At 48.7% G+C, this 14,618-nt stretch carries 7 protein-coding genes and 1 pseudogene; 6 read left to right on the forward strand and 2 right to left on the reverse strand.

The genetic code is table 11. The features are described 5' to 3' along the window. Positions 1–912: pseudogene (locus V6C93_RS06400) on the forward strand (hypothetical protein); the annotation flags it as partial. 75 nt (positions 913–987) lie between these two features. Here V6C93_RS06400 and V6C93_RS06405 read toward each other — a convergent pair. Further along, positions 988–1,851: a tyrosine-type recombinase/integrase gene (locus V6C93_RS06405; protein WP_333475820.1), complete on the reverse strand. Its 864-nt coding sequence runs from the start codon at positions 1,849–1,851 to the stop codon at positions 988–990. 293 nt (positions 1,852–2,144) lie between these two features. Continuing rightward, positions 2,145–3,338, reverse strand: a complete 1,194-nt coding sequence (locus V6C93_RS06410; protein ID WP_333475821.1) for a cysteine desulfurase family protein — start codon at positions 3,336–3,338, stop codon at positions 2,145–2,147. Between the two features lie 279 nt (positions 3,339–3,617). On the opposite strand from V6C93_RS06410, the gene V6C93_RS06415 reads away from it, so the two are divergent. The 5 genes from V6C93_RS06415 (at position 3,618) to V6C93_RS06435 (ending at position 14,614) form a co-directional block, all read left to right on the forward strand. Further along, positions 3,618–4,451 carry a DUF4007 family protein gene (locus tag V6C93_RS06415; protein ID WP_333475822.1) on the forward strand — a complete coding sequence of 278 codons (834 nt, stop codon included), beginning with the start codon at positions 3,618–3,620 and terminating at the stop codon, positions 4,449–4,451. Next, positions 4,448–4,924: a hypothetical protein gene (locus tag V6C93_RS06420; RefSeq protein WP_333475823.1), complete on the forward strand. Its 477-nt coding sequence runs from the start codon at positions 4,448–4,450 to the stop codon at positions 4,922–4,924. Before V6C93_RS06415 ends, V6C93_RS06420 begins: the two co-directional genes overlap by 4 nt. Then, positions 4,921–8,841 carry a hypothetical protein gene (locus V6C93_RS06425; RefSeq protein WP_333475824.1) on the forward strand — a complete coding sequence of 1,307 codons (3,921 nt, stop codon included), beginning with the start codon at positions 4,921–4,923 and terminating at the stop codon, positions 8,839–8,841. Before V6C93_RS06420 ends, V6C93_RS06425 begins: the two co-directional genes overlap by 4 nt. A gap of 176 nt (positions 8,842–9,017) precedes the next feature. Beyond that, on the forward strand, positions 9,018–12,143 hold the full coding sequence (locus V6C93_RS06430) for a trypsin-like peptidase domain-containing protein (protein ID WP_333475825.1): 3,126 nt from the start codon (positions 9,018–9,020) through the stop codon (positions 12,141–12,143). Positions 12,144–12,214: 71 nt separating this feature from the next. Then, positions 12,215–14,614: a hypothetical protein gene (locus V6C93_RS06435; RefSeq protein WP_333475826.1), complete on the forward strand. Its 2,400-nt coding sequence runs from the start codon at positions 12,215–12,217 to the stop codon at positions 14,612–14,614. Positions 14,615–14,618: the final 4 nt, after the last annotated feature.

The following is a 14,618-nucleotide window of genomic DNA, read 5'->3' on the forward strand; positions in this document are numbered from 1 at the left end:
AATTTTGTAGTAGACGAATGGCGGCTCATCAACACCAACGTCAAAGCCATTAAAGAGCGTGACCCAGAGACGAAACAAGTTAAGGATATAGCTCCCTCTGCCAAAGCAATGATGAAAGATATCATCACCGTGGCGCGGGAATCGATGTTACGGTTAATCGCACTAGCTCAGGGAGAGAATGTAGCGTCCTGGGGATTTGAAGGAGAGTCGGACCTGGAGGAATGTTTTACTGATATTCGGTTAGGAGAATTTGCCATTGATTACGCTAAATCACGGAGGAATCAGTGCCGCAAGGATAGTGACGATTACGAGTACTGGACAGCCGTTTTGAATGAACTAGATAGGCAAAGTCAACAACACACCCGTGAAGGTAAATCGATTCCTTGTTGCATGGTCGGAAAATATCCAGCGCGAATACCTGACCTAACCGATTGGAAGCGAAATGTAAGCGATATTACTTCAGCGGAAACTCCTTCACTCCAGCTAACAGAAACCGACCCTTCCACCCCTACTTCCCCGGAAGTCACCGAGAGTGAGCGTCAGCCAACGCCTGTTCATGTGGAAGATGCCCGGAAGCCTGATGATACAAGGCTGGAAGGCTTCTTGGCTCAAATAGCGTCAGCCTTAAGCCTGGAAGCTTCCGATACGCTTCCACCCCTCCTGGACGGCTTAAGCCGCGATGGGAAGCTTCTGATGTTAAGGGCTTTGTTGAGCCAAAACTTAGGCAAGGAAAAAACAATTCTCCTGGCGTGGGGACAGAAGTCAGGTGGACGTAACCACGAGAAGTATAAGTACGCGGCGGAGTTATTAGAGGCGATGATGAGAGAACTTAACGGATTAGGGTTTAATGCTGAAAACAATTGGGGGATACGAGACGATAATGCCGATGGAAGCGTGAGGCTAACGACCTAGTCAAGCCTTGGTTGACCCCCTGGAACAACCGTATGCTGGTTGGCTTGATGTACGAGTAGCGACCTAGATGTACCTTCAACCCGGCAAGTACAAACTGGAACTATCTTCCGGACGGGCATGGAGATAGCGGCTGGTAATGGTGATGGTGGAATGCCCTAATGTTTCAGCAACGAGATGGATTTTGGCACCCCGTTCCAGAGCATGAGTGGCGTGGGCATGGCGCAGCCAGTGGGGTGAAACTTTGCCCTTGATTCCAGCTCGTTTACCTGCGGCTTTCACAATTTGATGAACCCTTTCCCGCGTCAAGTGACCGGAGTGACTGCCCTTGCGAGAGCGGAACACGGGTTCATTAGGAGCTGCATCTCCCCTGAGCTGCATGAGTTCGACCCATAACGACGCGGGAAGTAAAATACTGCGGGTTTTGGAACCCTTGCCCAGGACGGTGACTTGTCCGCTGTTGCCCCGTAGCTGTAAGTTGTTCCATGTCAATTGACACAGTTCACTAGCGCGTAACCCACCTAGATACAATAGCCTCAAGATTGCCCGATTTCTGGGGTTTGTCTCTAGGGCAATCATCATTTGAACTTCCAGTTCGGTCAACAGTCGTTCATTGAGAGTGTCCGGTGCTTCTGGCAGTTCGACCAAGGCCCCCACATTCCGGGGTAACACCTCACTTTTGTTGCCAAAGGAGATGAGAGAACGGATGGCTGCCATAATGGTGCGCTGAGTACTGTTAGCCAGCCCCTGTTCTTCCAATGAAGTAGCAAATCCCTGAACTTCAGCGAGGGTAACTAGGTGCAGGGGTTTTCCCACAAAGGAGATAAAGCGCATAGCATAGAGGCGGTAGTATCGCTGGGTAGGGGGACTTTTGCCATGTAGCCAAAGGTTAAGTAGCTGCTCTGTGGCTGAAAAGGCTTTTTTTGTCGCTCCCTTGTTCATCCCCTACCCTCCAATAGGGGAATCATACAGTTAATCGCGCTTGCCAGAAGGAGAAGAAAGGTCTTATCGGCGTGTGAATTTGGGTTTATGCAGTTATTGTGAAATTGGGGGGAGAAGGCGTTCGTCACGGTTCGCTCATTGTTTTCGAGGTTAGAGAAATTGAACTTCTCTACACCCGACCTTAAATCTTTTTGCGACGAGAGCCCTTCGCGTGACCCACCTCCTCACTTGCTCTCGAACCGTGGTGACGATAGGCGCGTAGGCTGACCCGTAGCAGCGGCGGATTAGCGATGTTAAGCCTGAAGACGCATAGCTTTGCGAGTTAGGCTGACAGCACTAGATAGAATCTTAGCTGCTTGCTCAATTTCTTCGGATGTTGTAAATTTGCCGACACCAATCCGCAGTGCTCCTTCAATCACCTCTCTTGGCAGACCGATTGCTTGAAGTACATGAGAAGGGGTCTCTATACCAGATGAGCAGGCTGCACCTGTAGAGATAGCCAGCTCTTGACGTACTCTGGCGATGACTGCACTGTTCGGAATATCTGGGATAGAAATATGGAGATTGCCTGATAAGCGGGAAGTAACATCTCCATTGATCGCAAGTTCGGGAATTCTGTCTAGCAGCAAGCTCTGTAGTCTGTCTCGCTTAATGGCGATCGCTTTCTCATCCTCTTCCATTTCCAATTGACGAAGCCGACAGGCTTCTCCCAAGCCAACGATACCAGGGACGTTAAGTGTTCCAGACCTCAACCCCCTCTGATGTCCACCCCCAAATAAAATTGGCTCTAGGTGATATCCCTTCCTGACAACTAACGCCCCAGAGCCTTTAGGACCGTATAGCTTGTGGGCAGATATAGCCAGGTAAGTGATTCCCCAGTCCTCAAAGCTTATGGGGATTTTTCCCACAGCTTGAGAAGCGTCACACAGGAAAGGAATGTCATATTTTTGAGCCAACTGTCCAACTTCTTCGATTGGATAAATATTCCCTATTTCGTTGTTAGCTGCCATTAGGCAGAGTAGTGACAGCCCCGAAGCACAGACTTGCTCAAGATGTTCTAGGTCAAGTCTACCTTTCGAGTCAACACGGAGGCTAACAATTTCTGCCAATCCTTTTTTAGATAAGGCATAACAACTATCTAAAACTGCCTTGTGTTCAACTGGCAATACAGCGATACGATGCTTGGTTTTGGAACTAGCATCAAAAGGTATACTGCCCTGAATTGCTAAATTAATACTCTCAGTTGCTCCTGAAGTAAAAATTACTTCTTTTGGTGAGGCGACAATTAATTTAGCTATGTGAATAGCCGCCTGTGAGACAGCTTCTTCTGCTTCATCACCGTAGGTATGATCGATGCTGCTAGCATTACCAAATGCTGTTGTCATAAAATGCAGCATCTGGTTCACAACCCTTAAATCGACTGGGGTTGTTGAATGGTAGTCGAGGTAGATGGGATAACTTTTACGCTGTATATCAGTAGTTGGCAAAGAGTTTGAGGCTCTCCTGACTTGAGGGCTATAAGGAAATTTGGTCAGGGTGGTATGCTCCCTGGAACTCATAGAACCAGACCCGCTTTCCTGGCGCTGATGAAAGAGAGCGCCCACACTTTCCTACTGGAAGCCACACAGCGGACGAAAGCTACCGCGTCCTGTCTAATGGCGACGCAGTAAATCCGGTCGCTCTTGACAGACTTGAGGCTCAGCCCTGTTCATCTGTCAGCTTCCCAGCTTTTTTAGAATAAAGCAATAAAAGAATGGATGTAACCCTTGGCCAAGACAATAGGTTTTTACCAAAACTTCAACCTGGATTTAAAACGCCTCAGCACAGCTTTACTGTGTGTACAGGCGAATCCTGAACTAGGTCATGATGCATTAGCTCAGTGCATGGGTGTCAATCGTCCCGTTGCCGAGGGGTTCTCCGCGTGGCTACGCCACACAGGTTTAGCAACTCTTCACCACGGTGAACAACGTCAGCGGGTACTAACCTACGAACTGACGCCCTTTGGTCAGTTGGCAAGTCAGTACGATCCAACTCTGACAGACCTGGGAACGCAGTGGGTACTGCATTATTATCTATCCACCGAACACACTGATCGTTCTGATGCTTGGCGCATTCTGATCAACGAGTTCCTATCCCCAGGCTTGACCATCACGAGTGACAAGTTTGGCTCATATTTCGCCAGTGTTATGGGTAGTGAGGTCAAGAATCGCTCGGCGCTGAGCAAAGACCCGCAAACCGCCTTGAGTACATATGTACGCCCACAAGCCTTAGGCAGATTAGGAATTTTGACCAAGCAAAAAACGACCTACATCGTAGGTCACCCAACGCTGCCGCACATCTACGTGGTGGGATACCTGCTGTTTGACTGGTGGCAGCGTCGCTACAATCAGACAAACACCCTGCGTTTCGCGCAGTTGTGCAAAGAAGAAGGCAGCCTTGGGCGTCTGTGCCAAGCGGATGACCGACAAGTGCGGCAGTTCGTGGTTGAACTAGCAGGTCTTGGCTACTTGAGTTTCTCGGAAACACAACACGAGCCAGTTAACCGACTAGATCTTGAGTCACCACACGTCTTGCTAGAACGTTACTACAGACAGCAATGAACTTTGACGCTCTTGTCAAAACACTTGAGGAGTACATTTACCTTGTCTGTCAAGAGCAAGCCCGCTACCGAGTTCTCTGGGTCGTCGGGAAGCCTCGTTCTGGAAAGACGTTGCTTAGCCGTACCGTCTGTCAGCGCACTGGCTGGAAATATATAGACTTCACGCTTGACCCTGGTTTTTTAGATAGTCTGGTTGGACGCGAAGAAATTTATCGTCCCGAAGATTTTTTGGGAACTCTAAAGTTGATAGGTAATGAGGCAGCGGCTGAAATCGTTGTGCTTGATGAAATTGAACCCTTGTTAGGGTGGTGGACTTGGGAACAGCAAGAGGTGTTCTTTAAGCAAGTTGGGCGTGCTACCCGTTTGCAGACAGGCATTGTTCTGGTGACCCGTTCGCGCACGAAAGAGCAGCTAGCAAAGATCTTGCCCGGAATGAATCACATATTTGAGATGCCCCAAGGAGTGCAGCTATGACACGAAGGATGCGGGAACTAGTCCAAGTACAGGGTGGGTTCAAACCCTCCGTGCAACTGCCTGGTGACTTTTTTGATGAGTCGCTTAACCGCCACTTCGTTGAAAGCTACATCCCAACTCAAGAAACGCTCGACATCTTTATGGGTGTTCGAGATAGTTTGCAACCCAATTCTGAGCAACGCGCCCGGTCATTTGTCGGTACATATGGCACAGGTAAATCTGACCTGATGCTGATGATTGCGAACTATGTCACTCGTTCACCTGACGACCCTCTTTTGGCTCCCTTCTTTGAACGACTGCGCCATCTAAATCACGCTAAAGCTGAAGCTATATATAAAGCTCGCTTGGGAAAACCACCCTTCTTGCTAGTGCTGTTGCAAGCCGATACGGCTGTTACTTTTAGTAGTTTTGTGTTGCAGGGTTTGGCTGAGTCTCTTGAGGATAAGGGTTTAGAAGATTTGTTGGGAAATACTTATTATCAAGCAGCTTTGAACCAGATTGAAGAATGGGAACGTGGTTATCCTGATACGATTAAGCGGTTGTCAGAAGTTTTGGAAAATGATTATGGTCGCACGCTGAATCAACTAAAACATGACCTAAAAAGTTCACGGGGGGACTCAGCTTTGGAAATGTTCCGTCCCGCTGCACAGAAAGCAAGTGGTACACCATTTCAACCGACTGCTGTCATCCAAAGACCCTCGGAAGCTTTTGCTGGTGTGGCAAAAAATGTTGTAGCAAATGGTCAGTATAGTGGCATCTTTGTCATAGCAGATGAGTTTACTCAGCTGCTTCAGAAACTGGGGGAGTCACCAACAGCGGCAGATAGCAAGGGCATTGATAATTTAGCGGAAGCAGCCGTCCGCTCTGGGCAAAATCAACTCCATTTTTATGTGGTTAGCTTACAAAGTTTTGCGAGCGCTCAGGGCAGTACTCAGGTGGCACAGGCGGCACTGGAACGCAGTGGGGGACGTTTTAGCCAATATGAACTGCGATCGCAAAACACGGAAGAATTGATTGGTGCGTCCATTGTCAAACTTATATCTCCTGACCATCTCTTCGACAATGCAGAAAGGCAGCGTGACGACTTACTCACACTAGCTATGCGCTTATGGGGCAGTCGTGCTACAGGAAAGATAAACCGTGAATGGGTGCAGGAGAAGGTAGTACAAGGATGTTTTCCCTTGCATCCGCTAGCTACTTATTGCTTACCACGATTGAATGCAGTGCTGGCACAGAACGAACGGACAATGTTTAGGTTTATCTGGGATGAAGACCGGGGTCTAAACCGCTTCATCTCTGAAGCTAGCGGCGAGGCTTCCGATGGTTGGATATCGTTACTATCACTGGATAAATTATTTGGATATTTCGAGAGTACCCTTGAAGAGAAGCGTCCAGATTTACTACAAGCCTATCAAGAAGCTAGTCAAACTCTGTCACCTCAACAGATAGAAAATGGGATAGAAGGGCGTTTACTGCGAGCCTTAGTGATGCTGGATGTAGCTAGCGGTGACGCCTCCTTGCGTGCCGATCGCGACTTACTGCGCCACGTACTGGGTTTGGCTTCCTCAAAAATGTCAGAGGTGGCGGATGCACTCAATCAACTAGAACAAGCTGGGATTGCTTACCCTTCCCAAAGTGGACATTACCAACTGGTGAAACAAGGGCGTGCTAATCCGCTGGAACTTCGTCGCCTGATTGAGCGTAGAGCGCAAGAGCTTCCTGGCTCTCCTGTCGAATTATTAAATGCAGACGTTCAATATAAGCCAGATGATGTTGATGCACAAAAATACAACTCACAACGTAGTACAGCTCGCCATCTCACTGCCCGTCTCGTTAGCCCAGCGGGGCTGTCAAGTCCAGTAGCCTTAACACAAGCTCTACAGGGAAAAGATGGCTTGTTATGGTATGTTATAGCCGCCTCAGAGCAGGAGCTAGTGCAGGCCCGCTCTACAGCTTCGCAACTAACAGCTCAGCATGACCAGTTGGTTGTGGCTGTGCCCAGTAAACCAACTGACTTAATCATGCGATTCCAGCGAAAACGCGCTTTAGAAGACTTGCGAGGCAGTCAAAACTATCAAACTCCAGACTATCAGGATCTTCTCATCGACACTGGCTTAGTGGGGAAGGACTACACTACAGCTTTTGAGCAGGCGCTACGCTTGTTCGAGCAACCTTCAAACTTTGAGTGGTTTCATAAAGGGTGCACCGTAACAGTCAATACACCTGCTCATCTCAGCCTGCTGGCAACAAAAGTTATGAACGAAGTCTTTTCAACTACGCCAGCGCATAGAACCCGACAGCACCTCAAGCCCAGTGGAAAGCTAAAGGAGAACCTGCTAAACAAACTCTTACAAGCTCCCTTCACGCTTCCGGTAAAGAGAGGAAAGACGGCAGAGGAAGCTGTTCTTTTGGACGGGGCACGTGAATTGGGATTAATTAATCAAGTTGATCAGGAAAAAGGGTTTGCCATCTACGAGGTGTATCCGCCACCATCTCAACAAAAACATAGCAATGCCATCTGGCTTTTGCTCGATAAGCAATTACGCCAGGGAGTTTCTTGGTCGGAAGTTTTAGACACATTGCAAAGGCGACCCTACGGGTTATACTCGTCTGTTCTGCAACTGTTCGCTGCCGCTTTCTATCGATTCAATCAAGACTATTTGGAAGTGTATATCGCAACAGCAGCAGGCGATCGCCCCATCGACGTTACTGGTAAACAGATTATAGATATGGTTGAGTCGCCAAGACGCTTTGTGGTGCGCTACCAGCCATTGACGGATACACAGCGCAAGTTTCTGCGCGGACTAGCAGAACGTGCTCTTTACCCAGGCAGGGAGTTTCGTATCCAGACGGGGGAAACTGCCTCTTTACGCAACCGTGTTGCGAAACTACTTCGTTTATGGACAAATGAGATTTCGATTGTTGCCCAACAAGCTTCTGATGATGAACTAGCTAGTGTCCTACAATCTGTTTCTTCAGAAACCATCTCGGCGTCCGTAGCTCTTATGGAAACAGCTTGTCAACCTAGCGAACCAGAAACAGCAGCAGCTTTACTAGAATATTTGCCAATTCGCTTAGGATTACCAGATGATAGTTCACAATGGACTGATACAGAGCTAGATAAAACTCTGGCTTATCTAGAGAATGCTTGCCAGCAATTGCGCCAATTCATGAAGAAATTTAAGGAGCGCATGGCGTGGCAAATTGGTCAGTGTTTTGGATTGACTGAGCCGCCAAATGACTGGAATGATGCTTTGAATGCAGCACGGAAATGGCGTACTCAATCAGTCGGTGCATTACGTTCTACACATTTGGGAGGGAACCCAGATGCACGCGATCTTCTGTACGTTCTGGATGATGCCTCATACAAGTTTGAACGGGCTTTTTTAAACGAACTAGCAGAACAATGGAAACTGCTTCCTTTTGACCAGTGGCAGACGATTAGAGTTCAAGACGAATACCTACAACGTTTGAGACAGGCGAAAGCAGATGCAGAAGCTAAAGTAGCTGAGTTGGGGTTGTCATCACCTCAAACGACTGCAACAGGAGCTGCGACGGCTACAACTGCCCCTATAACCGCTACAAAAAGCTCGGTTGCTGCTACAAAAAGCTCTACAACTGCTCGAACTGCCCCTGTCGCTACAAAAAGCTCGGCTACTGTTAAAAAAACCTCGGCGAGCGCTACAAAAAACTCTGCCACTGCTACAACCAACTCTGTATCTGGAGAATCTAATTGTTCATCAGCGTCTCCACAAACCGCTGAAGGAATAATTGTGAAGGAGCCAGATAAGAGTGCTGATACTATTAGCGCAGTAGACCAAGCTTTTACCCAGGTTAAGGCAATCTTTGAAGGTCTTTCTCCACCAGACCGATATGCTTTGTGGGAGCGCTTGCGGGAGGAGTACGACCCGCGATGATTGTACGCAAAAAATACAGAAGCTAGTAGGTCATTTGACATACACTGCGCCATTAGTCAGTAACACCTTGCACTAGATAGGCAACTGTCCTATCAATTGAGAAATGGCGTTTTTCATGAGCATTTGACCCACTAGCATCAGAGTCAAGCTGACGAAGGAGCATAAAGAAACGAGCCATGAGCAGCAATAACGTCCGGCTGCAGAACCTACGTGGCTTTACCGTAAGGATACGCCGCGCCAATGAAACTATCGGTACAGGCATTGTCGTTTCAAGGGACGGCAAAATTGTGACTTGTGCTCATGTTGTGAGTGAAGCAAGTGGTCAGACAAGAGTCACGAAAGATGTAGAAGTGGGGGTGTATTTTCCCCAGCTTTCCAGTGGGGAAACCAAGTCGCGGCGAGCCAAAGTTGTAGCCTACTTTCCTCACCATGACGATGACGTGGTATTGCTGCAAGTGGTCGGGGAACCACCACCCCTGGCTCCGGAGCAGATTGCCGTGTTGGGAACGGCGGAACTGTCGCAAGGTCATGAATTCCGCAGTTATGGCTATCGCGAGTTGGATAACTATGCTTCTGGATACGTCGAAGGGAAAATTATGGGCTCAGTGGAGTCTTTCCCAGGCAAGTTTTTGCAAGCCGATCCGGTAGAACTGAGAACGCGGGACATTCGCCCTGGAATGAGCGGTGCAGCCGTGCTGGATGTCGAACGCAATCTCGTGGTGGGCATCATTGCCAGACGCTGGAATCCTGGTGATAGCTCTGTGGACGATAACATCGGCTGGGCTGTTGATGCCTGCGTCCTCGCCTTCGAGCCGATGAATCTACTTGTGCAAGATGCACCTCTCCCATTGCGCCCAGCACTCCAGCCTAAAACGGATATTGACGCAGCGAGTATGGAGGCTGTATCTCACTCCAGTCTCGCCCTGAATAGTGCGCCGCCGCCGCTGGCAGAATGGGTTGGGCGGGAAGAGTTACTAAAGTTGATCGGCGAGGATTGGGCTGACCCCAAGCGCCGTGTGACCGGACTAATCGGCTTTGGCGGTGAGGGGAAGAGTAGTTTAGCTCGTCGCTGGTTGGACGATTTACTGCAAGAGCGGTCGCAACCCCAGCCTAAAGGTATCTTCTGGTGGAGCTTTTACGAAAAGCGTAGCGTGGATGAGTTCTTTGAGGCGGCGTTGACATATATGGGAGGTGGGCGAATTGACCCACGCCAGTTTTCATCGGTCAACGCGCAGGCACATCTCATTGCAGCGATGTTAAGCACAGGGCGCTATTTATTTATCTTGGACGGGCTGGAGGTTTTACAGTATCAGGAAGGCGATCAATACGGTCTGCTCATCAGCGCTGACCTACGGGAGTTTCTTGGCTACTTTGCTGCGCCAGGACACGAGTCATTTTGCCTGATTACCAGCCGCGCCCCGGTGCTAGACCTGATTGACTACACCACCTACACCCACCGGGATGTGGAGCGCCTCAGTCCCAATGACGGGCGTGCCTTGCTACAGAAGGTGGGCGTTAACGGCTCTGATGCAGCATTGGAGCGGGTGGTGCAGGATTGGGATGGTCATGCCCTCACTCTCAGCTTACTAGGGTCTTACCTGGTGGATTGGTACGAGGGCGATGTAGCCCACATCAGGGACATCCCGGCCCCAAGCGCAGATGAACCCCTTTATGAGCGGGTGCGCCGAGTGCTGCGCCGCTATGACGAGCATCTGACGGAAGCTGAACGCGCCTTTCTAATACTGTTTAGCGGCTTCCGCAAACCTGTGGAAGAGATAGCCTTTGCACAGGTGTTCCGATCCCAAATAGATGACAATGCCATCAATGCGCCCATCGTTGTGTTAGACGACACAGAATTTGAGACTTTACTCAAGCGCCTGGTTAACTACCGAATTTTACGCCGTGCTCCCGATGCACACTACTACACAGCTCATCCGTTAATTCGTGACTACTACTATGCCTACTGGACTAAAGATGACTGTGCCTGGGCTCAAGCTACTCATGTCGAGTTGGCTAAATACTATCTTTTTATTCACGAAAGAAACTCATCATTTATTAGCAAGGTACTGCATGCATACCATGCCGGAGGCTCTGATGAGGCGGAGCGTATCTATGATGAGTTTATTAGTGAGTCTATTGATAGGGCGATTTTCGGTGACTATGAGCCACTCATTCCAACATTGGAAGACTTAGCACCCTTGATTGAGGTGGTACATCACTCGTGCTGTGCTGGGCTCTATGATGAAGCAGCAGGTATCGAGCGTGAACTTATTGATCAGGACAACCTTCGTGATCGTTTACTGGTTCACCGCCTAGGTGCTTATGAAACCCAGCTATCACTGATGCTGGAGTTTTTCCCAAATGGTGACATCTCACAAGAACCGCAGGTAAGTGACCCCAATGAAAAGCGTTTCATTCTAAATGAAATCGGCTTCTGCCTGGTGCATTTGGGACGTTTGGCAGAAGCTGGCTCATTTTATGAGCGTGGTCTGAGCATCACCATAAAAATGAGAGATGGGTGTAACTCCAGCATCATCTGTAGTAATCTTGCAAGGTTGTACGCTCACCTGGGTGCGCTTACTAAAAGCGAGAACATAACTCGCAAATCACTGGAATTTGCGGCTCACGCGGAAAATAGGACTTTAGAAGAAAAGCTCGTTGAGAACAGCTCATTAGCTCTCCTCGCATGGATATTTCACCTACGCGGTAACTTAGAGGAAGCAAGTGCAGCCTTTCAACAGGCAGAAGCATTTATGCAGGAAACCGCTCAAAGCCTGTTCGTCTACCTGTACAGCGTAGATGGTATTCAATACGCTGAGCATCTACGACGTTTGGGAAAAATAGCCTATGCCAAGCACATTGCAGAGGCAAGTCTCAGGATGTGTAAAGATTATCCTGATGAACTTATCAATAGCCACCGCATTCTAGGAGATTTGGATGCCGATACTGGACAGCACGAGAGTGCCTGCCAACATTACGACACAGCACTCAAAATCGCACGGAGTATTTCTCATCGCTCAGGGCTGATTGAAGTGCTAAGGTCGCGGGGACGCTGGGCGGCACGGCGTAGTGAAATCGAGGCAGCACGAAGCGATCTAGATGAGGCGTTGGGCTACGCGGTTGCAAGTGGCTATCGCGTCTATGAGGCAGATATTCGCGTGGGACTGGCGTGGGCGCATCTGGCAGCGGGTGAGGCGTCAGCAGCACGGGCAGAGGCAGAGCGATCGCAGCGCATGAGTACGGAGATGGGCTATCACTGGGGTCAAGTAGACGCGGCAGAGGTTTTGTCGATGCTGGCTTAGGGGAGTGATGCCCGTGGTGAATAGGTGAAGTGTTCTTCTTCACCCAATGGCGGACATATCTAATAAAACTAATGATTACTATCTATTGTGATTTCCACTGCACGCAGCAGGTTGAACCGGATGACTACACCTTGCTCGTCAATCGAATTCAAGACTATATCCCTCTAAGGCAGCATTTACGCCGCGCTCTAGACGATGAGGATCATAACTACACTGTTTACGTACAACATCGCATTTTAGCTCAGTGGCTAGGCGATTTGCGTGACTACGGTTCACAGTTTGTTCGTTGGGAAGAGATTAATCTACGCGATCGCTTTCGACAAAAGTTTGATTTTCCGCTGCCTGCTGAACTGGACGAATCTGCTATTCAAGATTTGCAGCTACTCAATTTACCTGCTCCCGATTATGCAGCCGCAAATGACCCGGCTGGGTGGATTCTCAGTCAATGCCTTGCTCCTGTCTGGAGATACACCAAACTATATCAAGGTCATCTAGCAGATTTATCAGCATGGGCTGTACAGGCTGAGCAGATTCCGCTCTCACTTATACCACTCTCTAAAGCACGATTGACTCAATGGATAGAGGCTGATAAGCGCTATCAGATTTTTCTTCAATGCACCGGACAAGATAGCTGGCAGCAGGCAGGTGAGGCGGTTCTCTTGCGTTGGGCTTTGCGCTCTTATCCGACTAACTTTACTCTGCGCCAGAAATTAGATTATACATCAGTCGAAGACTGTAGTCGCCACGCCGACTTATGCCGCGATCTATTGAGTAAATACGACACTGAACTGAAGCATTTCTGGGTTTCGTGGCTGGCAGCCAATCCTACACAGGAAGACCTGATGGTTGCTATTCAGTGGATGTCCGGATTAACTGATACTGAATTAAATATTTTGGAGCAATGGGTACAGGAAAATCCCAACCACCTGACGCCTACACTCGTTGACATCGTTAAGCAGCGATTCTCTCTGTTACCTCAATCTGGTGCCGTGTTAAGACGACTGGAATCGCTTGTCCCTCCGTCTTTACCTCAGATGCCAGATAATAGTTGGTCTACCGAGGAATGGCTCAATTGGGTGACTGTTGAATATATGCCCTACTTTGCTTGGGTGATTCGCAATCGGCAACAGCGGGATTTCCAAATTGAGTTGGCTAATCAGTTTGCGGATTGGATGATTCGTAACTATCCTCGGCTACTATTTAACCCCAATTCCCCCATTGTTACCAGCCAGCTAAGCCGAATTCAAGAATTACTTGACTCAAAACAAGCAGATGTCGTCTTGTGGTTTATTGTTGATGGGTTGACTTGGTGGCAGGGGAAGAAACTTTCTGCCATTTGTGCAGAGAGTGGTATGGGAGTCACAGAAATACGTCCTACTTTGTCAGCATTGCCTTCAGTGACATCTATTTCTAAGCGAGCGATCGCACAGGGATATCTTGACCGAACAACCACAACAAAGCCTATCTCACAGATACTGGAGACTCGGCTTGCAAGTGACACAACATCTGTTTGCGTGTATACGCAACCCCACGAAATGGAATTGGCAATACGGGCACTCTCACACGAGAAAGATGCGCTCACAGCTAACTCGAAAACCAGAATCTATGCCTTACTTTACAATGCCCTTGATGAGCAAAACCACAATAGTAAGGGGTTTACTGATGACGAGAGTTTTGATGGTCATTTGAAGCGGATAGCAAGTTTAGCGAGTCAAAGTTTTCAGCAATGTCTCAAACAAGGCTTGAAGGCTTTAGCGCTTGTCATCAGCGATCATGGCAGCACGCTTTTACCACATCAATGCGCTGTCAACAAATTACCTAGCTTTGCCTCTGAGTTTAATGACGATGACACACCAGAAGATGAAGCACTAGGTAAAAGCAAAAGCACCTATCAAGGAACACGCGCCTGTGCCATTGAGAAAACACTCTTAGCTGATGACTTAGACAATCTTGAGTCGGATTGGTACTATCTCTCAAAAGACTCATATAATTTGCCTCATGATTTTCTCATTCCAAAAGGCTACGCAGCTGTAGAACGTCGTCCCAGAGGCTGGACGCACGGTGGTGCAACACCTGAAGAGACGGTTGTGACTTTCATTGAATTACAGCCTGCGCCAATTCAAATCACACAGCCCATTGTCAAGATAGAAGGCTACTTGACACCAAGTCAGGCGAGTGTCTTGCGAGTGGTACTCGTGAATCCTAACTCAGTTCCATTGAGAACAGTTCGACTAGCGATCGCTGGCACTCAAGCAACTGTAACATGGAGTGCAATACAAGCCGCTTCACAGTCGTCTGTCGGTGAACTCAAGGCTCCTGCTGCAAGCAGTAGAGGTCATACCCAGATTCTTGAGTGGTTGCTGACCTGTGAGGGTGGGGGTCGTAGCTGGCGATTCAGCGGTCAAACAGAAGTGTCTGTTCGGCGCTTCCAAGTCAGCCAAGTGGATGAATTATTTGAGGATATGTTATGACCCC

The organism is Allocoleopsis sp. (genome assembly GCF_036703385.1).
Taxonomy (GTDB): domain Bacteria; phylum Cyanobacteriota; class Cyanobacteriia; order Cyanobacteriales; family Coleofasciculaceae; genus Allocoleopsis.

Excerpts from the sequence above, each read along its gene's own strand:
- V6C93_RS06430 (WP_333475825.1), top strand. The coding sequence starts at position 9,018 with ATGAGCAGCAATAACGTCCGGCTGCAGAACCTACGTGGCTTTACCGTA.
- V6C93_RS06435 (WP_333475826.1), top strand. The coding sequence starts at position 12,215 with ATGATTACTATCTATTGTGATTTCCACTGCACGCAGCAGGTTGAACCG.
- V6C93_RS06405 (WP_333475820.1), bottom strand. The coding sequence starts at position 1,851 with ATGAACAAGGGAGCGACAAAAAAAGCCTTTTCAGCCACAGAGCAGCTA.
- V6C93_RS06425 (WP_333475824.1), top strand. The coding sequence starts at position 4,921 with ATGACACGAAGGATGCGGGAACTAGTCCAAGTACAGGGTGGGTTCAAA.
- V6C93_RS06420 (WP_333475823.1), top strand. The coding sequence starts at position 4,448 with ATGAACTTTGACGCTCTTGTCAAAACACTTGAGGAGTACATTTACCTT.